Source organism: Chryseobacterium sp. SIMBA_038, from assembly GCF_046535115.1.
Lineage (GTDB): Bacteria > Bacteroidota > Bacteroidia > Flavobacteriales > Weeksellaceae > Chryseobacterium.
Genome location: NZ_JAWRXH010000003.1, coordinates 481,598 through 505,500, shown reverse-complemented (window position 1 = coordinate 505,500; position 23,903 = coordinate 481,598). Strand labels below are relative to the sequence as shown.

19 protein-coding genes are annotated in these 23,903 nt (G+C 33.6%); 7 read left to right on the top strand and 12 right to left on the bottom strand.

All coding sequences use genetic code 11. The features are described 5' to 3' along the window. The first annotated feature begins 148 nt into the window (after window positions 1-148). Window positions 149-985 (top strand): hypothetical protein, encoded by an 837-nt coding sequence (locus tag SB689_RS13245; protein ID WP_410692603.1) that lies wholly within the window; start codon window positions 149-151, stop codon window positions 983-985. A 108-nt stretch (window positions 986-1,093) separates the two neighbouring features. Here the strand turns inward: SB689_RS13245 and SB689_RS13240 are convergent, their stop codons facing one another. The 6 genes from SB689_RS13240 to SB689_RS13215 form a co-directional block, all read right to left on the bottom strand. Continuing rightward, window positions 1,094-2,251: a site-specific integrase gene (locus SB689_RS13240; protein WP_410692602.1), complete on the bottom strand. Its 1,158-nt coding sequence runs from the start codon at window positions 2,249-2,251 to the stop codon at window positions 1,094-1,096. 149 nt (window positions 2,252-2,400) lie between these two features. Further along, entirely contained in the window at window positions 2,401-3,786 is a 1,386-nt protein-coding gene (gene mnmE, locus SB689_RS13235) for a tRNA uridine-5-carboxymethylaminomethyl(34) synthesis GTPase MnmE (RefSeq protein WP_410692601.1), read from the bottom strand. Window positions 3,787-4,104: 318 nt separating this feature from the next. Further along, complete coding sequence (locus tag SB689_RS13230; RefSeq protein WP_410692600.1) at window positions 4,105-4,683, bottom strand: NAD(P)H-dependent oxidoreductase; 579 nt, start codon at window positions 4,681-4,683, stop codon at window positions 4,105-4,107. Then, the gene (locus SB689_RS13225) at window positions 4,680-5,705 is read right to left on the bottom strand and encodes a saccharopine dehydrogenase (RefSeq protein ID WP_410692599.1); all 1,026 of its coding nucleotides are present in this window, start codon (window positions 5,703-5,705) and stop codon (window positions 4,680-4,682) included. The genes SB689_RS13230 and SB689_RS13225 overlap by 4 nt, the downstream gene beginning before the upstream one ends. Window positions 5,706-5,758: 53 nt before the next feature. After that, on the bottom strand, window positions 5,759-6,325 hold the full coding sequence (locus SB689_RS13220; protein WP_410692598.1) for a Crp/Fnr family transcriptional regulator: 567 nt from the start codon (window positions 6,323-6,325) through the stop codon (window positions 5,759-5,761). Window positions 6,326-6,612: 287 nt separating this feature from the next. After that, complete coding sequence (locus SB689_RS13215) at window positions 6,613-8,382, bottom strand: aminopeptidase P family protein (protein ID WP_410692597.1); 1,770 nt, start codon at window positions 8,380-8,382, stop codon at window positions 6,613-6,615. Between the two features lie 508 nt (window positions 8,383-8,890). On the opposite strand from SB689_RS13215, the gene SB689_RS13210 reads away from it, so the two are divergent. Next, window positions 8,891-9,328: a DUF6526 family protein gene (locus tag SB689_RS13210; protein WP_410692596.1), complete on the top strand. Its 438-nt coding sequence runs from the start codon at window positions 8,891-8,893 to the stop codon at window positions 9,326-9,328. 207 nt (window positions 9,329-9,535) lie between these two features. Continuing rightward, window positions 9,536-10,639 carry a DNA topoisomerase IB gene (locus SB689_RS13205; RefSeq protein ID WP_410692595.1) on the top strand — a complete coding sequence of 368 codons (1,104 nt, stop codon included), beginning with the start codon at window positions 9,536-9,538 and terminating at the stop codon, window positions 10,637-10,639. Window positions 10,640-10,707: 68 nt separating this feature from the next. Here SB689_RS13205 and SB689_RS13200 read toward each other — a convergent pair whose 3' ends face one another. After that, window positions 10,708-11,211: a hypothetical protein gene (locus SB689_RS13200; protein ID WP_410692594.1), complete on the bottom strand. Its 504-nt coding sequence runs from the start codon at window positions 11,209-11,211 to the stop codon at window positions 10,708-10,710. A gap of 137 nt (window positions 11,212-11,348) precedes the next feature. Between SB689_RS13200 and pruA the strand changes: the two genes are divergently transcribed. The 3 genes from pruA to SB689_RS13185 all read left to right on the top strand — a co-directional run bounded on the left by pruA (window position 11,349) and on the right by SB689_RS13185 (window position 13,931). Beyond that, window positions 11,349-12,974 carry an L-glutamate gamma-semialdehyde dehydrogenase gene (pruA, locus tag SB689_RS13195; protein WP_410692593.1) on the top strand — a complete coding sequence of 542 codons (1,626 nt, stop codon included), beginning with the start codon at window positions 11,349-11,351 and terminating at the stop codon, window positions 12,972-12,974. A 248-nt stretch (window positions 12,975-13,222) separates the two neighbouring features. Continuing rightward, on the top strand, window positions 13,223-13,441 hold the full coding sequence (locus tag SB689_RS13190; protein ID WP_410692592.1) for a cytochrome C551: 219 nt from the start codon (window positions 13,223-13,225) through the stop codon (window positions 13,439-13,441). Between the two features lie 286 nt (window positions 13,442-13,727). Continuing rightward, entirely contained in the window at window positions 13,728-13,931 is a 204-nt protein-coding gene (locus tag SB689_RS13185; RefSeq protein WP_410692591.1) for a hypothetical protein, read from the top strand. Window positions 13,932-14,033: 102 nt separating this feature from the next. Here SB689_RS13185 and SB689_RS13180 read toward each other — a convergent pair whose 3' ends face one another. Further along, window positions 14,034-14,930, bottom strand: coding sequence for a hypothetical protein (locus SB689_RS13180; protein WP_410692590.1), 897 nt, complete (start codon window positions 14,928-14,930; stop codon window positions 14,034-14,036). A 270-nt stretch (window positions 14,931-15,200) separates the two neighbouring features. Then, entirely contained in the window at window positions 15,201-16,805 is a 1,605-nt protein-coding gene (locus SB689_RS13175; RefSeq protein ID WP_410692589.1) for a tetratricopeptide repeat protein, read from the bottom strand. A gap of 288 nt (window positions 16,806-17,093) precedes the next feature. On the opposite strand from SB689_RS13175, the gene SB689_RS13170 reads away from it, so the two are divergent. Next, window positions 17,094-18,254 (top strand): thioredoxin family protein, encoded by a 1,161-nt coding sequence (locus SB689_RS13170; RefSeq protein WP_410692588.1) that lies wholly within the window; start codon window positions 17,094-17,096, stop codon window positions 18,252-18,254. A 73-nt stretch (window positions 18,255-18,327) separates the two neighbouring features. Here SB689_RS13170 and SB689_RS13165 read toward each other — a convergent pair whose 3' ends face one another. The 3 genes from SB689_RS13165 to SB689_RS13155 all read right to left on the bottom strand — a co-directional run bounded on the left by SB689_RS13165 (window position 18,328) and on the right by SB689_RS13155 (window position 23,293). After that, window positions 18,328-19,044 carry a hypothetical protein gene (locus tag SB689_RS13165; protein ID WP_410692587.1) on the bottom strand — a complete coding sequence of 239 codons (717 nt, stop codon included), beginning with the start codon at window positions 19,042-19,044 and terminating at the stop codon, window positions 18,328-18,330. A 346-nt stretch (window positions 19,045-19,390) separates the two neighbouring features. Continuing rightward, on the bottom strand, window positions 19,391-20,809 hold the full coding sequence (locus SB689_RS13160) for a tail fiber domain-containing protein (RefSeq protein ID WP_410692586.1): 1,419 nt from the start codon (window positions 20,807-20,809) through the stop codon (window positions 19,391-19,393). A gap of 492 nt (window positions 20,810-21,301) precedes the next feature. Then, on the bottom strand, window positions 21,302-23,293 hold the full coding sequence (locus SB689_RS13155) for a beta strand repeat-containing protein (protein WP_410692585.1): 1,992 nt from the start codon (window positions 23,291-23,293) through the stop codon (window positions 21,302-21,304). Window positions 23,294-23,903 lie beyond the last annotated feature (610 nt).

Genomic DNA, 23,903 nt, shown 5'->3' with positions numbered 1-23,903 from the left:
ATAATAATCGAGAAGATTCTATCAACAACTCTTTTATTTCATTGATTTATATATACAAATTTTGGGAGCAATTGAACTGCATACCGAAATGCAAACCTTGCAGTACATCTTATAAAAATAATTATCTTTAATTACCATAATTTTCACAATGTTAACAACCATACCCAAGCAGGAAATTGAAGATCGAATAAAAGCAATTGAATTCGATAAGAAAGCTCCTTTATCAATTTCCAAAAGACTGACATCACCTCATGAAATCACGACCGATACAAAGAATTGGTTTGAATCATCCAACAACTATTGGGAAAGGAAATCAAAAGACAAATTTGTATTTCCTTTATCAATTGACAAAAAATCTTTGTCAAGAGCTTTAAATATTGTTGATTCATTGGTGAAACTTTTTGAATACAGAGGTCATATATTTAAAAAAGATGCTAACAGCAATAATGTCATTCTTATGTCCGGACGGGAAATTAACATAAGTATGAGGAATGTAGGTAAATATCAGGATAATGATGACGGATCATACAGATCAAGAGATTTTGTAATGACAGATGTTTTGTGTGTTCAGATCTATGAAGACACCTGGCATCGAAAAGAATGGAAAGACACACCCTATTCTACACTGGAAGATAAGTTGATCAGAGTGGTCGCTTATACAGAGTTGTTCGCAGAGTATTCTCGAGAATATCACTTGCAGTTGGAGGAAAGATGGCGCAAGGATGCGATTATAAGAGAGCAGGAGCTTGAGAAAAAGAGAGAGGCTGAAAGAGAACAAGAAAAAATAAAACAATTGATCATTGATGCTGAAGCTTTTGATAAAGCACAGAAAGTTGAAAATTACTTATTAGAGCGGAAGGTTTATATGGAAAGGAACAATTTATATACCGATGATGAGCAAAAGTATTATGAATGGGGAATAAAACAAATACAAAACATAAATCCATTATTGGTCAAAAAATCCTGCGATCCTCTCCAAAATTAAAGATAATACGACTAGAAAAATACATATAATCCACATCTCAAATATTATATTAAGTATATAATATTGCTTGCTTTATGTAAAAGTGCTACATCCTGGCAATTTTCTAAATTATATTTTTAGGTCTAATTGAGGAATCAATTCAGATGCCTCTTTCATTTTCTGATCAACAATTTTGGCATAAATTGCGGTTGTTCTAATTTCTCTATGTCCTAACCTCTTTGAGACAGTATAAATATCAGCCCCATTTTCAAGCAGGAGCACGGCATTAGTATGTCTTGCGCTGTGAAAAGTAATATGCTTATTTACCTCTGCCCTATTGCACCAACGTACAATTTCATTATTGAAGCTTACACCATATTTTAATCCTTTAAAAACGCGATCCTGCCCGGACTTTCTATCTCCTAAAATTTCCCTTGCTTGCTTTGAAATATAAAGATATTCTACTCCGTCAGTCTTTTCCTGTCTAAAATTGACCCTGCTAATTTCGCCTTCCTCTCTGACTTCAGACCAGATCAGAGCATTAATATCAGACCATCTTAATCCTGTTAAGCATGAGAATATAAATGCTTTCTTCAAAACTTCATATTTGCAGGAAGCTTTAGCAAGCCTCTGAAGTTCCTGATATGTTAAATATTCACGTTGACTTTCTGACTGCTCAAAGGATTTCACTCTTGTGGCATAATTTATCGATAAATAACCCTCATCAAATGCATTTCTTAAGCACGCCTTGAATTTATTAAAATATGAATATTTAGAATTAAGAGATAGCGGAAGATCACTTTTGGTCTTAGCTTCGTTGTCAATGTAGTTCTTTACTTTTTTAATAAAATTCTCGTCTATCTCTTCAAAAAGAAAATTTTGCGGAATCACCTTTTTAAGATGCACTAATGTGGAAGTCCAGTTTCCATAATTATTTACCGAATTGATTTTTTCTTCTGTTATTTCGGAAAAGTAGTCAAGAAATCTTTTTTTATCTTTTGCTGTATTTCTAATTTTAAATTTACCTTGAACATATTCAGCTTTTCTGATTGCTAAAATATTTTCACCAAGTTTTTGAATTTCTTTATTTTCCTTTTTCTCAGCAGGTGTCTTCGGGTTATTATGAAGGTAAAGCTTCAAAAATTCAAAATCTCTGATATGAATACGCTTTCCATTTTCATCAACGCTTGAGCCTTTATAGAACTCAACATACAGACTTAATCGTCCATCATTTAATTTTCTATGCTTTAAAGTAATTAACATAACCAATTTATTAAATTTGTACAACTTTGTACAACTCCTCATTCACAAGATCTAAAAAGTTGTACAAACGTTGTACAAATATATAAAATAAAGGTTAATAACAGAAAACAAAATTCACATAACCAACTGTTAATCAAAGAAAAGGAAGAAAAAGAAACTATAAGAAAACATATTTATTTGCCGATACAAAACTTAGAAAAAATATTCCCCAACACCTCATCATTGGTCACTTCACCAGAAATTTCACCAAGATATTCCAAAGCATTTCTCAATTCATAAGCCAGTAATTCTGTAGAAATCTGAAAAGTAATCGCTTCCTTCACTTTATTCACAGCATCCAAAGACTTTCCTAAAGCTTCAAAGTGACGCTGATTGGTAATCACAACGTTATTTTCTGCAGATTTTAACTGTTCAACATAAGAAGATAACTCGTTTTTAAGGTCTTGAATATTTTGATTTTCAACGGCTGAAATTTTAATAAAATCAAATTCCTGAGAAATTTCGTTTCTGAAAATAGTTTCGACTTTTTCGTAGGTTGTCGGAGAAACTTCATCAATTTTTGTAGCACAAATAATCAGTTTTAAATCGTCGCGTTGCAATGATTTAATCATTTCAATATCGTCAGAAAAATCTTCCGTAGCAGCATCGGCTAAGTAGACCAAAATATTGGCATTTTCAACTTTTTCTTTGGCTTTTTTAACCCCGATTGCTTCAATTTCATCTTCTGTCTCACGTAATCCAGCCGTGTCTATTAGGCGGAAAGCATGACCTTTAATATGCAGAATTTCTTCAATTGTATCTCTCGTTGTTCCGGCAATGCTACTGACGATTGCTCTTTCTTCTTTTAATAAAGCATTCAGTAAAGTCGATTTTCCGGCATTGGGTTTTCCGATAATGGCAACGGCTGTTCCGTTTTTGATAGCATTTCCGTATTGGAAACTTTCGATCAGAGAATTTAATTTTAATTCAATTTTATCAAGCAACTGATTCAAAGCAGATCGGTCGGCAAATTCTACGTCTTCTTCCGCAAAATCAAGTTCCAGTTCAATTAAAGAAACAAAATTAAGTAAGTCGGTTCTTAAAAACGATATTTCATTCGTAATTCCACCTTTCAACTGATTGATTGCTACTTTTCTGGAAGCCTCATTTTCCGAAGCAATCACATCTGCAATCGCTTCAGCCTGAGAAAGATCAATTCTACCATTAATGAAAGCACGAAGCGTAAATTCTCCTGCTTTCGCCATTCTTGCTCCATTTTTGGTCAAGGTTTCAAGAATACGTTTTCCAATGTGCGGAGAACCGTGAAAAGCAATTTCCACAGAATTTTCAGTCGTAAAACTTTTCGGTGCCAGGAAAATAGACAGCATCACCTCATCAATCGCTTCATCACCATCCATAAAATAGCCGTAATGAATCGTATGAGACTTTTGTTTCGCCAAATTTTTCTTAGGAAAAGACTTCTGAACGACAGATAAAGCATCGTTCCCCGAAACTCTGATAATGCCTAAAGCACCTACTCCATTGGCCGTAGCCAGTGCACAAATGGTATCGTTATTCATGGTGCAAATTTACGATTTTTAATGGCACAGAACTATATCGTTTATCTATTGTGCTTATTTTTAGGAGCTATTTCCCGCTTTCCGTTACAATCTTTTTTTTCAAAAAAGGATTTTCTCTACAATCGGGGCTAGGGCATTCGTCACAGCATTACTTTTTGTCATTGCAAGGAGCGAAGCAATCTCTTAATAATCTTAACAACTTAAATAAATCTTAATGTTTAATTTTTTAACCATTAAGGTTCTTTTAAGACTTTAAGAAAGTTAAAAGTTGAGATTGCTTCGTCGCTTCGCTCCTCGCAATGACGATTTTCAGTGAAATTACATCTGTTTTACTCCCAATAATTTAATTTTCTCAAGCCATTTTTGGCGTTGTTTATCATCCGAAGTTCTTATAATTCCTACATAAGTAACTTTAACAGGTTTTATTCCACAAAATTCTAATACAGATTTTTTAAGTTGGTTCACACTCGGTCTTCCAAAGAAAATCCTATAGTAAAAACTTGGTTGATCTAATGTTGTGATGATATGAGCCGATTTTCCCTTCAACAATTTATCCCACCAAACTGAGTTTTCTCTGTATCTGAATGCAAAACCTGGCAGAAAAAGTCGGTCAATAAAACCTTTTGTGATGGCAGGTAAACCACCCCACCAAACAGGATGAATCCAAACTAAATGATCAGCCCATTGAATCTTTTCCCAAGCGTTAATTAAATCAGGCTCCAATTCTATTCTTTTTTGATATCCAAATTGCAGATTCGGATTGAAGTCTAAATCTGCAATTACAATTTCCTGAACTTCAGCTCCCGACTGCAACGCTCCGTCTTTATACGCTTTTGCAATTCCAAAGTTGAAAGAATCTTTGTTGGGATGACCATTAATGATTAGTATTTTTTTCATTCCGTTACTTGTATATTGATGGTTTCATAAGCATTTAATGATTCAAATAATGAAGAATCTCGATAAAGTTGATGACTGAAATAAATTTGAGTCTCATGATTATTTTTCAACAATTCTTCTACATGCAAAACAGCCGATAATGCGGTTAATTCAGCTTGTCCTTTTGTACTTTGTAAGCTTATTTTCTTATTCCCATTTTTAGTTTTTACTACAATTTCAAAAACTGACTGATCTCCATTTCCACTTGATCCGAAAATCATTTTTCTTTCCTTTAAAGATAAGATATTAAACAGTTTAATTTTCTGAAATGCACCCAACAACCAAGTAATAAATTTTGAATTATAAGTCATTTTTACCCTGACATTCGGTATTTTTTCAATTTGATTTAAAATATACAGATCAGGAACATCAAAATTATACGCCTGTCGTTTACTAATTCCAAAAGAAAATTCAAATGGTTCAGAATCTAGAAAATGTTTGATAGAAACAGGTTGGTTATTTTGATAATTGACAAAAGGTTTAGCCACATTTTCTGCCATAAAATGAGCCGAACTTTCTCCCGCCAGATCTTTCACAGAATAATAAACGAAAAGTTCAACACTTTGAATATCTTTCATTTCTATAGAAAATGAATTGATCAATCCGCTTACAATTCCGCCCATCCAACCTGAACTGAAAACGATTCTGCTGTTGATTGGTTGCTTTTTAGCAAAATCATAAGCTTTTGTAAGAGCCGGAGTCGGTTTTGTAATATCTAGGTAATCTATTTGATTTTCAATCGCGAAACGAAGAACATGATCGTCTTTATCATTCACAGAAAGGATGACCACATCGATTTTTTTATCGAGAATTATTTGAAATGTTTGAGGTTTTGTAACATCAATGATTAAATCATTTTCCGTTTTTCCTTGCTTTCTACCTCCGATGAAAATATTACTATTTGGATTTCTCGATGCAAATATGCGAGCAATGGTTTTTCCTACCATCCCATTTCCGCCGATAATTAAAATATTTGACTTCATATATTTTTTTCACAAAACTATAAAGCCAAAACTTCAATGTATAGGACAAATGTCTAAAAAGAAATCTCTTTTCGGATTCGGCTTAAATGTCGCTGTGTAATTCCCAAATAAGAAGCCAAATATTGTAGCGGAATTTCCTGAATATAATTAGGTTGATTTTCTAACAAAGTAACATACCGCTGTTTTGCATTGTCTCTTTGCAACTGAAAAAAACGTTTTTCCAATTCAAGATATTCCTGCTCGGCAATTATTTTTAAAAACTTCATCCAATTCGGATGTTTTTGAACCAATTCATCAATTTTATCTTTCTTTAAAATCAACAGATCAGCATCAGAAATAGCCTGCATCGTTTCCACACTTGGAGCACCGGAAATAAATGATGAATAGGAAGCCAACAAATCGTTAGGAAATCTGAAACAATACGTACTATCCTTTCCTTCCTCAGAAATATAATAAGAACGGAAAATTCCAGATCTGATTAATGCAATTTCTTTACATTTTTCACCTTCCTGTATAAAAATCTCGTTTTTATTCACTTTTCTGACTTCAAAAAGTTGGGAAAAATCTTCAATTTCATGTTCTGAAAATATATTAAAACTGCGAAAGAAATCCTGTATCATTTTAGACTGTGTGTAACTTTTTATCAAAAATAAGCAAAACTCAAAGGTTTAGTCATTAAAAAACAAAAATCACTTCATGAACTGAAGTGATTACCGCTTTTGAATTTACTAAGTATATATGAAGATATGAAAATGATGTCTTTTTGTTGATACAAAGATAGATCACGTCATATTTTAACCACTCAGGGGAATCCCTAGAAATTTATCCGTGAAAATACGGTTGTTTATATAAAAAAGCCTTGTAACAAGAGTCACAAGGCTTTTAAAATTTATCTAATATCTATTAATTAAAGTGGACTTACCAATTCTAAGAACCATTCTTTAACCTCACCTTCCAAATATGGAGAAATTTTTTCTTCACATGTTTGGTGATATTGATTTAACCAAGCTATTTCATTTTCTGAAAGAATTTCTTTCACGATCGTATCTTTAAAGAATGGACAGAAAGTCAATGTTTCAAATTCATAGAAAGTTCCGTGAATTGTTGTTTCTGCTTCTTTTACAGCGATCAAGTTCTCATGACGGATTCCGTAATCTCCTTCTAAATAATAACCCGGCTCGTTTGAACAAACCATTCCTACCAAAAGATCCTGAGGATTCAAATCTTTTCTGATATTTTGAGGACCTTCATGAACGTTCATGAAACTTCCCACACCGTGACCAGTTCCGTGGTTGAAGTCTTTTCCTTCCATCCACAATGGAAGCCTTGCGATTGCGTCAAGATGAACTCCTTTTGTTCCTTTCGGGAATTTCACCATCGATAAACGGATCAATCCTTGTAAAACTAAAGTCGAATTTCGTTTAAAATCATCAGAAACAGCTCCTAAAGAAAACGTTCTTGTAATATCCGTTGTTCCTTCAAGATACTGACCTCCTGAATCTACCAAAATACTTGCGTCGTTCGTAACCTCTTTGCTGCCTTCACTTTTCGCAGAATAATGCATGATCGCACCGTTATCTTTATATCCAACAATGCTTCCGAAGCTTTCGCCAACAAAATTTTCACCTTCTGCACGGAAACCTCTCAGTTTTTCGCCGATAGAAAACTCGGTCATTGCTTCTTTTCCGGCAGTGTGTCTTAGCCAATATAGGAATTTCACCATTGCAACACCATCTCTCACCATTACTTTTCTGAAACCTTCCAACTCAGTTTCGTTTTTCTGAGCTTTCATTAAGTTTCCGGGAACGGCAGCTTTGATGAATTGATTGTAAGATTTTAAAGCATCATAAATCGATTGATTACTGTTTGGAGAAACTAAAACCGTTTCGTTTTTAACCGTATTCAAATGATTGTAGAATTCTTCGTAAGGCATCATTTTTACGAAAGACTCATCCATTTGCTTTCTCGCTTCAACTTCTAATTTTTCAAGATCTGTGAATAAGATTGCATCATTTTTAGTGATAATAATATAACCTAAAAATACAGGATTACTTTCAACATCACTACCTCTTAAATTTAAAGTCCAAGCTACATCATCCAAGCTTGAAATGATATGAACCGTCACTTCCTGATCTTCCATTTTCTGTCGGATTGCAGAAATTTTATCTGTAACCGACTTTCCAGCCCATTTTACAGGATGCACGAATATTGGATTTTTTGAAGGTGTTCCTCTGTCTGTCCAAATGGTTTTTAAAAGAGGAAGATCAACAATCGTTATGTTTTTTGAATTTAATTTTTGAGAAAGCAATTCCCAGTTTGCGTGAGAAGTTGCTACAGCATTTACCGCTACTTTTCCGCTAGTTGGAATTTCTGAAATGATCCAGTCAATATAGTTGGGAGTTCCTTCCATACCGTCTTTGAAAAGATCGATTCCTGAACCGTCCAATTCCAGAGCAGCTTGTGTGAAATATCTTCCGTCCGTCCAAAGTCCGGCTTTATTTTGAGTAACAACCACAAAACCTGCTGAACCTAAAAATCCCGATAACCAAGACCTTTCCTGCCATTCTTCAGGCAGATATTCACTCATATGCGGATCTGCAGAATATACTATAAATGCATCAACATTATTTTTCTGCATTTCTTCACGAAGCGCAGCTACTTTTTCCTTTGAAGTCATTTTTTTATTTTTAAAACACCGAAAGTTACAAAATTTTTGAGTTTTGGAGGATGATTATATGAGTTTTTTAAACGCAAGGTTCGCAAGTTTTTTTTCAATTATTGAAAATGTTTTTCGATCGCAAAGGCGTTTCACTCAGCGAAGATTGAAAGTTTTTTGTCATCTATATTTGCATTAGTAAAACATAGGATGACTGGTATTTATAATTGTGACTACCACCCTAGCCCAGATAGAAACGGTTACCCCGCAACAAGCATTGGAAAAGGCGTTGGCGTGAGGAGTATGAGTGGATAGCTGGATTTAGCTTCTAAAAAATAAAATAATTGGAGATTGCTTCACTTTCGGTTCGCAATGACAGTTTTTGTGCGTTATCATACTCAAAAACAGCTTATAACATTATTAAGAATTTTCAATCATTTAAGACAATCAAACAACATTTAGGTACCACAAATATCAATTATTATTAAAAATTTAACTTTTTGGAAAGATTCTTGCTACATTTTACATTATGGAGAGTCAGAATTACAAAAATCACAGGAAATTTTATCCACCTCATCATTTCATTTATCTTCCATTATTAATTCTGTTGGAAGTTTTTGGAATCTATAAAATTTTTAATGACGAGGAACACAAGTTGACTTGGATACTGTTTTCGATTGTTATTTTTCTGATTTTTTATCTGGCTTTTATGCTTAGGCAACATTATGCCATTGGATTGCAAAACCGTTTGGTAAGGCTTGAATTTAAACAAAGATATTTTGAGATCTTCAGTCAGAGATCAGATGAAGTGGAGGAAAAATTAAGTTTTAGTCAGATCGCAGCACTCAGATTTGCTTACGATGATGAATTTAAAGACCTTTTATATAAGGCTTTACATGAAAAAATTTCAGGAGACGAAATTAAAAGATCCATTAAAAACTGGCGACCAGACCAGCACAGAATTTAGAATAATAAACATCAAAAAATAAATTATCATGAAAAAATTATCATTATACAGTATGACGATATTCAGTTTGTTATTATTAACGAGCTGTGAAGCAGTAGAAACAATCTTTAAAGCTGGAATGTGGTGGGGAATAATAGTAGTGGTAGGCGTAATAGCTATTATTTTGTGGCTATTTTCTAGGGGTAAGAACTCTTAACCAGATTTTATATGGACAATTCAGACTTAGACATCATTTCTCACCTCAAACCTTCTAAGATTGTTAAAATTATGAAAGATCCGGAGGCTTCTGCAAGGGCGGTAAATCTAATTTACACGTCCGACGCAGAATCTGCGGGTATTATTCGTAAAAAAAAGGGTAAAAAATACTCTTATTTTAAAGACGGAGAACGAATTAAGGATAAGGAAGAAATTAAACGAATCAATGGATTGGTCATTCCTCCGGCATGGGAAAATGTATGGATCTGCGCTTTGGATAACGGACATCTTCAGGCGACAGGTTTTGATGCTAAAAAAAGAAAACAATACCGCTACCACCCTCTTTGGAGCGCGTTGAGAAATCATACTAAATTTTACAGAATGTTGCAGTTCGGATATGCCTTACCTGAAATTCGTCTGCATATTGAACAGGATTTAGCGTTAAGAAATTTCGAAAAAAGAAAAATTTTAGCCTTGATTGTAAGTTTGATGCAACGCACCAACATTCGAATTGGAAATAATGCTTACGAAAAACTGTATGGTTCTTTTGGTTTAACTACTTTAAAAGATAAACATGTTAAAATTAAAGGACAAAAGATGACTTTTTCGTTCAAGGGCAAAAAAGGAATTATGCACAATATTGATCTTAAAAGCAGAAGACTTTCGAGATTGGTTCAAAAATGTAAGGATATTCCGGGGAAAGAACTTTTTCAGTTTTTAGATGAGGATGATAATCGCCATTCTATTGATTCGGGGATGGTGAATAATTACATTAAAGAAATCAGTGGTGAAGATTTTACGGCAAAAGATTTCAGAACATGGTCTGGAACGGTGAATGCTTTAATTGCTTTTAAAGAAATCGGTTATGCAGAAAGCAATTCTGAATACAAAAAGAAAGTAAAAGAAGCGTTAGAAATGGTTGCTTCTCATCTTGGAAATACGAGCACGGTTTGCAGAAAATATTATGTTCATCCTTTAGTTATTAATCTTTACGAGAATAATTCCATCAAAAAATATCTTGATGAATTAGAAAAGATTGAAGAAAATGATGGTAAAGCAGATCTTACTCAGGAAGAAAAGCTTGTTTTAAAAATCCTTGAAACTGAAAAAATGTAAGGTTAAAAGTGAATTGTTAATGGTCAATTTGCTTCGCTGTCAATTTTTCAGCTAAGTTAAAATAGATATTAATTCCCAGGAACAATTGGCGGAAAATTTTCACCTTCCGTCATCTCTATTACCTGTGCGTTTTCATCAAAAGAAACATCAACAGCTCCTGATAAAAATTCAGCTAAATTTTCAGCACATTTTTGTGCAAGTGATGTAAGTTTAAAAGGATGATATCCCATAGGCATCGTTGTGGTTCCATCATCTTTCATGATCTCATAAGTCCCTTTTATTAAACTTTTACAGTTTTTCTGATTAATATTAATCTGGAATTTATTTTTATCAACGAAATGTAATACATCAGGTTTCGTATTGTCTTTATTTAAAAAAAGCTTGCCTTCTTTATAATTTTTCATATCAAAATACCACTTTGAGCCTTTTAAAGTGCCATTCAACAATCGATCTTCGGGAGTCTTATATTCTTCTATTTGTGGCTTTAAAGGAATTTCTTCCATAGTTTTTTTCTTACGCTGTGCAAAAGCAGTTTGTGAAAAGCATAAAAGAATAAGAATTATTTTTTTCATTTTATAATATTGTAAGGATAAATCAAATATATCATTATTATAAACAATAAAATTGAAATAGTTTCTATCGATTTTTTGTCCAAATTAAATGTTGTAAATTTGTATCATTAGCAAATTAAAAAATAATACAACGTAATATGTCAAAAGCAATTTCGCAAGTACCATTTGCAGTAAATGAACCGGTAAATTCTTACGCACCGGGAACTCCAGAAGTTAAAAGCCTTATCGCTCAATACAAAAAAATGTGGGCAGAGAAGATAGAAATCCCAATGGTTATCGATGGTAAAGAAGTAAAAACTGGTGATACAGTTCAGCTTCAGTCGCCTCAGGATCATGCTCATGATTTCGGTTTTTACCACAGAGGTACAATGCAACATGTAGATGATGCCATCAATTCTGCATTAGCTGCTAAAAAAGAATGGAATGAGTTAGGTTGGGAACACCGTGCTGCAATCTTTTTAAAAGCTGCTGATCTATTGGCAGGACCTTACAGAGATGTAATCAACGCGGCTACAATGATCGGACAGTCTAAGAACGTTCATCAGGCTGAAATTGATGCAGCTTGTGAGTTCATCGATTTCTTGAGATTCAACGTAGAATTTATGACAGAAATGTATTCTGAGCAGCCGGTTTCTGATGCAGGAATCTGGAATCGTGTAGAATACAGACCATTAGAAGGATTTGTTTTTGCGGTAACTCCGTTCAACTTTACGGCTATTTCAGGAAACTTGCCAACTTGTATGGCAATGCTTGGAAACGTAGTGGTTTGGAAGCCTTCTGATAAGCAAATCTATTCTGCAAAAGTAATCATGGACGTTCTTATCGAAGCTGGTCTTCCAAAAGGAGTTATTAACATGATCTTTACAGACGGAAAAGAAACTGCTGAGAAAGTGTTGGCACACAGAGATTTTGCCGGACTTCACTTTACAGGTTCTACAAAAGTGTTCCAAGGAATGTGGAAAATGATTGGTGATAATATTCATAACTACAGAACATACCCAAGAATTGTTGGAGAAACTGGTGGAAAAGATTTCGTTATCGCTCACCCTTCTGCTAATGTAGAAGCTGTTGCAACTGGTTTGGTAAGAGGTTCTTTCGAATACCAAGGTCAGAAATGTTCTGCTGCTTCTAGAGCTTATATTCCTAAATCTCTTTGGGCTGATGTGAAAAAAGTAATGGAAACTCAGATCGCTTCAATTAAAATTGGTTCTCCTGAAGATCCTTCAAACTTTGTAAACGCAGTTATCGATAAAAATTCTTTCGAAAAATGTAAAGGATATATCGACAGAGCGAATGCATCAAGCGAAGCAAACGTTGTGATTGGTGGAAAAGTAGATGATTCTAAAGGATGGTTTGTAAATCCTACAGTAATCGAAACAACAAATCCTCAGTACGAAAGTATGGTTGAAGAAATCTTTGGACCTATCTTATCTGTTTTTGTTTACGAAGATGCAGACTGGTCAGAAACATTGAAAATTGTTGATTCTTCTTCTCCTTATTCATTAACAGGTTCTGTGTTCGCACAAGATCGTTATGCAGTAAATGAAGCTTTCAAAGCATTGGAAAATGCATCCGGAAACTTCTACATCAATGACAAACCAACTGGTGCAGTTGTTGGTCAGCAGCCTTTCGGAGGTGGTAGAGCTTCAGGAACTAATGATAAAGCAGGTTCTAAAATGAACTTACTAAGATGGACGTCTGTAAGATCTATTAAAGAAACTTTTGTTTCTCCTAAAGATTACAAATATCCATACCTAGGATAATAAAAGATAATTGATCATTGATAAATGATATACAGCCTCGGAATTTCGATTTCGGGGCTTTTTTATTTTTTTATTTATAATTGATAAATGGCTTTAAAAATTAAATATTATTTTGAAAACTAATTATTCTTCTATATTACAATCAATTTTTAACAAATTTTAAACTATTTTATTGATATTTTAATAATTAACAAACCTATTTCGGAATAGTTATTGAATACTTACTTATACACCAAAGGATAAATATTATGAAAAAGTTTTTGTTATTAAGTTTAGGTTTAGGAATAATTGCAGTGAGCTGCGGAACTAAAGAATCATCAATGTCGTCAAGTAGCTCCGATTCAGCTGCAGTAGATGCTAATACAATGCAATCTTCAAAATCTACTACAGACTCGACAGTTACCACGACAAATCCTGATAGTATCAAGATTAAGATGGACAGTGTTACTGCTCCTGCAACCAAATAAAGTAAAACATTAAGTCTAACTTTAACACGGAAAATCCACAGATGAAAGCTCTGTGGATTTTTTTATGCCCGTTTTTGAATATCTTAATTTTTTAATAGGATTTTATCCTATTCTTGGTTAAGTCGCCCCTTTGGGGCTCCCTGTTTGATTGGAGATTTATTTAAACATCTTTTATCTTTTATCTTTTATCTTTTATCTTTTATCTTTTATCTTTTATCTTTTATCTTTTATCTTTTATCTTTTAATCATTATATTTGATTACTACTAAACAATTAAAGAAATTATTATGAAAAAACTATGGATCGGAGCCGTTTTAGGCTTATTTTTTTTAGGAAGCTGTGCCGATAAAAAAGCAAACAGAGAAGAATTTAAAGATGAGCATGATAAAAGTGCGATGAGAAACGATATGGGAGATTCTGCCGTTGCTAATTCTGAACATGCCCCTGCCGACACAATGAAAGTAAAAACAGACACTGTAAAAACTAAATAAATAAAACAAAACCGCAGAAATTCTGCGGTTTTGCACTTAAAAAAACTTGACTGAAAAAACCGGGCAATCATCCCGATTGTATTGTATACGAACTTTATTGTTCTATTCTCCGCCTAAATAAATAAACGTATTTACAACCAAATACGCAGACCTGTTATCCAGAGAATCTCCGCTTCCACCTGTAGGAACAGTTGCAATCCCCGCCAACGAGTGTGTATGTGCTCCTCCGGTTGCTGTATTACCCATGATACCAACTCCACCCCAAGAGGTAGGCGTACTGTTACCCTGATAGTTTCCGGATCCGTTATTTCCTACCGTTGTTCCTCCTAAAAGAAAACCACCTTGTCCTGCAGCGTGGCTGTGTGCTCCACCACTCTCGGCGATACCGCTTACAACACCTACAAAATTAATATTAGGTAGATTTGATCGCTTAAGCGTTAATAAATTTTCTCCGCCTTCACTTCCTAGCATTTCGGTACCACTTCTACTTTTCAGCACTCTATCTGTAGCATCCGGTAAGCTTTCTGTAAAACCCAAACTTACCGCAGCCGACTGTGCTTCTGCTGGAAGTGTGGAAATATTTCTTCCATTCAATAAATACCATCCATTATGGTCAAATGATTTTACTGAATTTTTGATATCACCTGAACTTTTAGCATTCAGCGTCTTTTCATCTCCCTGCATCATTTTCTGCCAGATTTTTCCGTCGAAAAAATAAAGTCCGGGAGAAGTTACATTCGTTGTTTTTAAAGTTACTGAATTTACCGGAGCGGTTGCATAAACAATAGTTCCTGCATGTAAATCTGAGTATTTAGCATCTCCTGCTCTCATTTGATCTCCCGTAAGTCTCGGGGGCAAAATACCTTCCGCTGTTGATCCGTCGCGCTTTTTTGCGGCTACATCCAAGCTCGCTATTGGTTCAGCCGTATTAATTCCTATCTGCGCAAAGGCAAGATTTGATAATACAGATGCCATAACGACTGTTAAAGTTGTCTTCATCCGTTTAATTTGTTACTAGTTTAATGGTTATTGATTGGCGCAAAATACTCCTCAATATTTTACACCAGCTAGTAGTTTTTGGTTTTAGTGTTTAGGTGTGGTGTTACAAGACGTCCTTTAAAATTTCTAGAAAAATTGTGACAAACTGCAGTATAAATATTCGTCCCGTAAAACTGAGGCAAATATATGAAAGTGACCATCTTACGTAAAACAAATGGCTGTCTGTTTTCAGGAAAATAGAAAGAACCCGTTCATATTCAATTCATATGTTTAATTATTTTCCTGAAAATGAACACTATTATCTAATTGATTTTCAGCATCAAGCAATTTAATATAAGCAGAAGGAGAAAAATCGGTAACTGCCTTAAAGATCGAAGCAAATTTACTGTGAGAAGAAAAACCGCACTCTTCTGCCAGAATACTGATCTTATATTGCCTGTATTTTTCGTCATTAATGAGCTTATCAATGATATAATTAATTCTCAATCTATTGATATATGATTTAAAGTCAGCGCTTTTATGCTGGTTGATAACATAAGAAAGATATTTCGTATTCGTATTGAGCTCTCCCGAAAGGAAGGGAAGAGACATGTTTTTGTTGTTGTATAAATTTCCTTTTTCAAAATCATTAAGAAGTTCCAGAAGCTTGGTTTCTGTTTCCGCCGTCATCAAAGATTCAGTGCGTTTTTTACCGGTTTCATTTTCTTTATCATCAAGTTCTTCAACAGAAATATTGGAAAAATCGACATTCTGAGATTCTTCTTTATCTTTTTCAGTGAATTTTTGCTGACTTCTAATGATACTTCTAAGTTTTGAACGCTGTTTTTTCTGTTTTGATCTAAAAAATATGAACAATCCGCCCAACGCAATACACAAAATGACAATCGCAATGTTTTTCGCAATACTGATCTGAACATTTCTCTTACTAGATACTTCCGTATTTAGTTTTTCATTGGCAAACGCATTGTTTTTAGCATTAATCTGCTCATAGATCTTCACATATTTTACAGCGTATAATGAAGCATTTTCGGCATCTTCTATTCCCTCATAATAATCATTAATATTAGCATAAACACCTTTTCTGAGGTCTAACTGATGATTGTTTTCAGCAATTTTTTCAGCTTTAGTAAGATAAATTTCAGCTTCTTTCCATTGTTTTTGCTTTAAACGTATTCCGCCCAATCCATTATAGATCCATCCTAAAAGACATGATGGTTCTTTAAGCAAAACTTCGGCTTTTTTATAATAATTTTCGGCAAGATCATATTTATTCTGTTTAAAATAAACATCTCCCAGCAAACGGTAGGAAGCTGCGGTAACAACCTCCTCTCCTATTATTCCGACTTTTTCAAAAAAACTTAATGAGGTTTCAAGATATTTTACAGCATTTGAATAATTTCCAAGTTCCATTTCATAATGAGCCAATTCTTGGTTAAGAACTCCCTGAGTTTCGTTGTATCTCTTCGGATCCTGTATTTTTTTCGCTATTTCAAAACCTTTTATGATATATTTTTTTGATCTTTCATGAAGACCAACCAATCTGTATTGAAGGGCAAGAAATTCAGTGATACGGGAAGCAAGATCCGGATTGTTTACTTTAGCAACCATTACATCAGCATTTTCTGCATAACAGATCGCTTTCTTAAAATCTCCATTCTTTTGGTATAAATTGGCAGAAAGCATCAGGCTTTGGGCTTTATGCAAAGGACCTTTGGAAGACTGGTAAATTGAGTCTGCGGTTTTCAGCGCGCCCGATATATTTTTTTGAGATATTTTTGCTAACGTTTCATCATTGATACAGTCAATATGACTTTGAGCATATATTGGAGCCGTTGTGATTAAGAAAAACACAAGACTTTTCAGAATTTTGAGCATAAATTAATAAATTATTATTTGGATTTTATAATAATTCATCATTATCATGGTGTGTATTTTTAGTTTTTACAAAAGTAGCGATATTTTATTTTTTATTAAAACATTCTTAATGTTTAATTTTTTTAATTATAATTCATTTTTAAATTAATTTTAGTAATAAGACATGAATAGTAAATCCTTCTTTTCAAAAGAATTATTATTTCTGAAGAAAAGTAGTGTAACTATTTTTTATCTATATCGACTCATGTGTTTACATAATTATTACATTTGTAACAATAAAAAGTATACATGAAAAAATTAGCAATACTCTCTTCCCTATTTATCGGGGTTCTTGCATTCGCGCAGGGAATTAAATTTGAAGATTCCAACTTCGCTACTATTTTAGCAAAAGCTAAGAAAGAAAAAAAAATTGTATTTGTTGACGCCTATACAACCTGGTGTGGTCCTTGTAAGCTAATGGCGAAGAATATTTTTCCACTTCAAACGGTTGGAGATTATTATAATTCCCACTTTATCAATGCAAAAATTGATATGGAGAAAGGTGAAGGTATTGATATTGCAAAAAAATATGGTGTAAAAGCATTTCCAACCTACTTGTTTATTGATGGAAACGGAGAAGAAGTACACAGAACTTTAGGATATGTAGAAGAAAAAGATTTTCTACAGTTTGCAAAAGATGCAGAAGATCCAAGCAAAAGATTGGGCGCTTTAAAGCAAAAATTCGAAAAAGGAGAAAAAGATCCTGAATTTCTAAAAAACCTTGCAAAACTTACAATTTATACAGATTCTGAGTTTGCAGCAAAAGTTTTGGATCGAAAGTTCAAGCAAAATCCCAATTTAGATCAGGAGGATATGGAAATGTTACTTTCAGGAACGAGAAGTTCAGATGGTTCTTTCTATAAATTATTTCAGGAAAGGAAGGCTGATATCATAAAAGTATTTCCTGAAAGTGATTATAATAAATTTGATAAGAGTATAAAGACTGGTACCATTCTTAAAAACGCTTATAATATTGATACAAAATCTTATAACGATACTTACTTCTTTACAGAAGCTCAGAAATTTTTAAGTAAAGAAGAAGCTGAAAAGGCCTTAGGAAAATCAAAATCTACCAGAGCTTTATTGGCTAAAGATTTTACAAATTATGAAAAATTAAGTTTAGCTCTTTACAAAGATACTTCTACTGCAAGTTCAGACGAATTAAACTCAGTTGCTTGGAATTTCTTTGAAAATGTAAATACAAAATCTTCTCTGGAAAAAGCGCTTGTTTGGGCTCAGGAATCTGTAAAGAAAAACGAAAATTATGCGAACACAGATACAGTAGCTAATCTTTACAACAAAGTTGGAGATAAAAACAATGCTAAAATTTGGGCAGAAAAAGCGATCGAACTTGCGAAAAGTAAGGGAGAAGATTTTTCTGACACCGAGAAATTATTAAACAGTCTGTAAACAGACCGGTTATATATTATAAAAAGACGAGCTAAATTGCTCGTCTTTTTTTATAAAGATGATATTCTAATGATTAATTATTATATACTAAAACCTGCATTTTGGTAAGCAAAGCTTCATTATCTCCATTATATCCAGTATAATTACTTGGATCATGATTCACCCTTTGATCACCAGACCAAGCCGAATATTGAACTTTAAAAGTATAAGTTCCTGCAGAAAGTGTTACTGCCTTTAAAAATGTTACAGGAGCAGGAACATTACTTAAGCCAGTTCCTGACGCTGGAGTACCGGATTCACCAGATGAAGTATATGCCGAAGATATTTTCGTTCCATTTTGCAGCAAACTAAATACACCTTGCGTACCTACACCACCTTGTACAACTGACCTAATTGCGTATCCTAGAATATTAAACAAAAAGGTTTGAGATCTACCTGTTGGTACTGTTAAGGTTATTGTAACTCCCGGTACATCAGCTGTTGTACCTTGAGGAATATTCAATGCTGTAGTGCCTTGTACATAATTTGCGGAGGAAACTGTTCCGCTTACTGTATTAAGTGTTTGCCAGCTTGGTGCACTTCCGGATCCATTAGAAGATAGAATCTGCCCTGCAGTACCGGCGCTCCCAGCTGTAGAACCATTACCTCCTACGTTTAGTTCATTGGTAACCTGTAAAGAACCATTCACATGTAGAGTTTTTTGTGGAGTTTCTGTTTTTATTCCAACTTGAGCGTTTGCAAGTATAGCCATAGTTGTTAGCAATAGAATTGTTAAAATGTGTTTTTTCATCACTTAGTTGTTTAAAAGAATTGTGTTTAAAAATTTTAGGCAAAAAGAAGAAAAATTAGAATAAGCTCCAAAAAATCGATATACCATTTATATACTACTTTCCCATAAACAACTGAATTACAATTAATTAATTTTAAGCGATATATTTCACTAAAAAATGATATTTTAATTAAAATTATTAATTTTAATTATGATATACATACTATATATTCTAACTAATTTTCGAATATTAGATTTATTTTTTTAATGCTAAATTATTTGATCTAAAAAAAAACACATAAAAAAAACAAAAAGACAAATCAAATAATGATTTGTCTTTTTGTTTAAAATGATATAAAATTTGTTATTATTTAGCTTTTAAGGCCGAAACATCAGCTTGAAGTTCTTTTATCTTCTTGTTTTGTTCTTCAATAAGTTTTTGCTGCTCTTTAATGGCGTTAATCAAAGTATAAGTAAGTTCAGAAGAATCATATTGACGTTGATCACTAAAATCATCTGATTTTATTTTGGTAACCGTTGTCGGTAAAATTTTCTCAATTTCCTGTGCAATTACGCCTGTATATGTTTTTCCGTCTTCACTATAACCACCTTTTCCGTTATATTGAAAGGTAACCGTATTAATTTTCAAGATCTCAGGAAGTCCCTTTGTATAGGGCTGTACATTTTTTTTCATTCTGCTATCTGAAAAAGTATTCCAGGTACCACCTCCTACTTTATCCGCTGTACCGTTGACACTTAGCATAGAAGTAGGTGCGGTTGTATTGATTCCAATATCTCCATTTGGTCTTACCGTAAATCTTTTTAAATAATTTCCTCCATTACTATATAAAATATGAAAATTACTGTCCGTTACGTTTGTACTGTTCTGAACACTACCTATTCCCCATGTGGCACCTCCCGCATTATAAGAATTAAAACCAATATACGCTGTATTATTTAACGCCACCGGTGAGGTATTAATAATACGGAGCTGAGTCGCTTCGGATGTTCCTATTGGCTGTGCAACATCTAATCTCACACCAGGTGTTGAGGTTCCTATTCCGACATTTCCAGTTCCTTTAATACGCATTAACTCATTAGAGCTTGCTCCCCCAGTAACTGCTGCAAAGAATACATGATCTGTAGTGGTTCTGTCTGCCTGATAGCGTAAAATTCCGGAATTGACTCCAAAACCGTAAAATTCATGATCATTATCTCCTGTTTCATACATTACAATTTTACGGTTAACCACTGCATTTGCGAACTGTAATGGTCCGTGGGGAGTTGTTGTTCCAATTCCAACCCTATTATTCAGGGCATCTACGGAAAGAGTGCTTCCGTCTACAGAAAAACCATTAACAGCATTTGATGAAAAAGCCAAGGTATTTGTGCCCTGTGTTACAAGCCTGTTCCCTGTAAGACTACCATCTGCGTTGTAAATATTAACATCAGGAACTAAATTGGTTTTCAGCTTAACCCATGAGGTACCATCAAAGAAATAATATCCCACAGCATCAATATTAATAGCTACTCCTGTTTGTGTACCTGCAGGGAGAGCATTTACATAGATTAATGTTGAAGTAGGTGCCGTAGTCATATTCTGTGCTCTTTCTCTATCTACCCGTGGTATCAAAAGCCCATCGATATTAGTATTAGATCCTGTTGCATTCTTTGCTGTAATTTCTAATGTAGAAGCAGGTGTTGATGTATTAATACCTACTTGTCCGTTACTATGTACAGAGAATAGGGAAAAAGCAACAATAAAAGGTAATGTTATCCGTTTCATATTAGTTTTATTTTAGGTTATTATGGTAAATTTACAAATTTTTAACAAACATTCAATTAAAATATATTAATATGAATATATAAGTCGCAAATTTAAAATTAAATACCGTCAATATTGATAATTGATTTATAATATAAACTGATTACTAATATTTTTAAAATAAAATACACTAAAACATAAATTTTAATATTTCAGTTTATTAAAAAAATACGTATTAATACAAAAAAGAAAGAATTTCAATTAGTCATAATCTTGATTCTATATTATTTTTTCAATAAAAATCAAGTTTTAAAAATTGTATAATTTCAACCTAAAACAACAAAAGTATTTATTTTTTACTTCAAGAAATTTAAAGAAAATCAATAAAATAAAAAAAACAAAAGACGAACCGATGCTCGTCTTTTATTCTGAAGATTGTATAACTTGTTATTGTTATTTAGTTGAATAATAGAACTTGTAAATTATCATTTTTATGTGCTTTTAGAATCAGTATTAATCTATCCTTACAATATTAAGCGCAAAAGAGGCAACTATATTGGTAGAAGCTGGAGTAGACCCAAAACTAAGACCATCAAAAGTTAACGTATCTCCTGCATTCATTTTCACCACTGTTGAATGGGTATTGGAAATTGATGACGGCCCACCACTTGTCTCTGGTAATGGAACTTTCATATTTGATGTAAGACCAAATTGAGCTCCGTTTAAACTTACTCTTAGAAGCGACAGATACCCATCTCCATTATCTTCCGTGTTGGCTCTTTGAGGGAAATTACCTACAAAATCTACCTTATACAAACCCGTAGCCGAAGCAGTAAAAGTATTACTTGCAAACTCGTTTAAATTATCAAAAGTCTCTGCCGTTGTCCCAATATTTGTAAAGGTATTATTAACCGTTATTGTGATAGTGCCGCTAGCTCTCACCGCACTTATATTACTAGAAGTTTGAGATTGCACTACTCCGGTGCTATTTACAACTAAAGTACCAGTTTTACCCGATGCAGTCTGCAAACCCTCTAATCTTAAAGGATTTGTTCCGTTTATATGTAATGTATTAGTGGGAGCGGAAGTACCTATACCCACAAACCCATTTGAAGCAATCCTAACACGTTCTATATAATTAGAGCCTGTAGAATTTCCGATGAAAAATTCTTCTAAAGCTCCTGCAGTACGAATACTTCCTATACCCCAGGTTGCACCTCCACCTGTAGGTCCCGTATTAGAAAATCCTAGAAGCGAAAAATTTCCAGTTGCAGCAGGAGAAGTATTTCTTAAAGCCAAAATTGGGAGCGAATTAGTACTTACAGGCGCATCGAATAACATATACCTATTGGAAGTAGGAGTTGTACTTACTACCTGGAACTTATTTTCCGGAGCTGCAGTACCAATCCCAACTCTGTCGTTTGCAGCATCTACTGATAAGGTAGTTCCATCTACTGAAAATGCATTAACTGCAGTTCCCGTAAATGCTAAGGTATTTGCTGCCTGTGTTACAATTCTGTTTCCGGTAAGAGAACCGTCCGAGTTATAAATATTAAGATTTGCAGCCGGTGTCTGCCAGGTAGGAGCGGCACTTGCTCCTGCTGAAGTAAGAACCTGACCGGTCGTACCCGCACTTCCTGCCGTGGAGGCATTACCTCCTACATTCAATTCATTAGTTATCTGTAAACCACCATTAACATGTAATTTTTTTTGAGGGGTCTCAGTTCCAATTCCGGTATTTCCCGTATTGGGTCTTATTGTAAATACCTTACCAAACAACCCTCCACTACTATATAATATATTAAAATTATTATCTGTTGTCGTTGCACTGTTCTGAATACTACCTAAAGCCCAAGTCGCTCCTCCTCCGTTATAAGAATTGAATCCCATATAGGCAGTATTATTTGTTGCCACCGGAGAGGTGTTGATGATTCTAAACTGAGTAGCTTCTGATGTTCCAATAGCTTGTGCTACATCTAGCTTAACTCCAGGCGCAGTTGTTCCAATCCCAACTCTATCGTTTGCTGCATCTACTGATAGCGTGGTTCCGTCTACTGAAAAAGCATTCGCTGCAGTTCCCGTAAATGCTAACGTATTGGCTGCCTGTGTTACAATTCTGTTTCCGGTAAGAGAACCATCTGTATTATAAATATTTACAGAAGAAAAAGTAGAATTCGATGGATTATGCAATTTTACCCATGCCGTTCCATTAAAATAATAATATCCTTCCGCGTCAACATTCACTGTGGCACCTGCTTGCGTCCCAGTAACAGCATTGTTTACATAGATCATTGTAGAAACGGGAACTGATGCCATACTTTGAGCCCTCAGCCTATCTACACGGGGAACTAAAAGTCCGTCTACATTAGCGGTAGCACCTGTTGCATTTTTAGCAATAATATCTAGTGTTGAGGTAGGTGTAGTAGTATTAATACCTACCTGGGCGTTGCTTTTTATAGTAAATAGTGAAAAAGCAATAATAAGGGGTAATGATATTCGTTTCATCTTTTTTTAGTTTTATCCTTATAAAAGTACAAAATATAAATACACAATAAATAAAAAAAATACCAATTATGTAATTTTAAATTACAAAAAAGTCACAATAATCAGATATAAATTAATTATTATCAATAATTAACACATTTATTATTATTTATTTTAATTCAAAAAAATGTGACTTGAAATACCTTTTTTTAAGAATTTATCGATATTAGTTTCATATTTTACTAAAAAAACAATAACAATAAATCTCTATATTGTTATTTATATTATCTGTTTAAGAGGAATTTATTCGAACTATTCGTTTGTTTAAAATTGTTATTTTTTTCTTTATTTTTAGTAAAAAAATTAATGATTTTATCATAAAACAACATGCTGACACCTTAAAAAAATGCCTGAATTTTGCTATTAAAATCATTAAAACAGGCAAAACATTAAAATAATTGCCACTTTTATAAAATAACACTTATAAATCCACTTAAAATTTTATTATTTATGAGAGATCTTGAGACTATAAATAATGGCTAAAACTACAACAAGCCGATATGAATATCTTTTTATTAATTATGAATATCCGAAATCGTTCTGAATTAAAACAACTTAAGCTAAAAAAAAT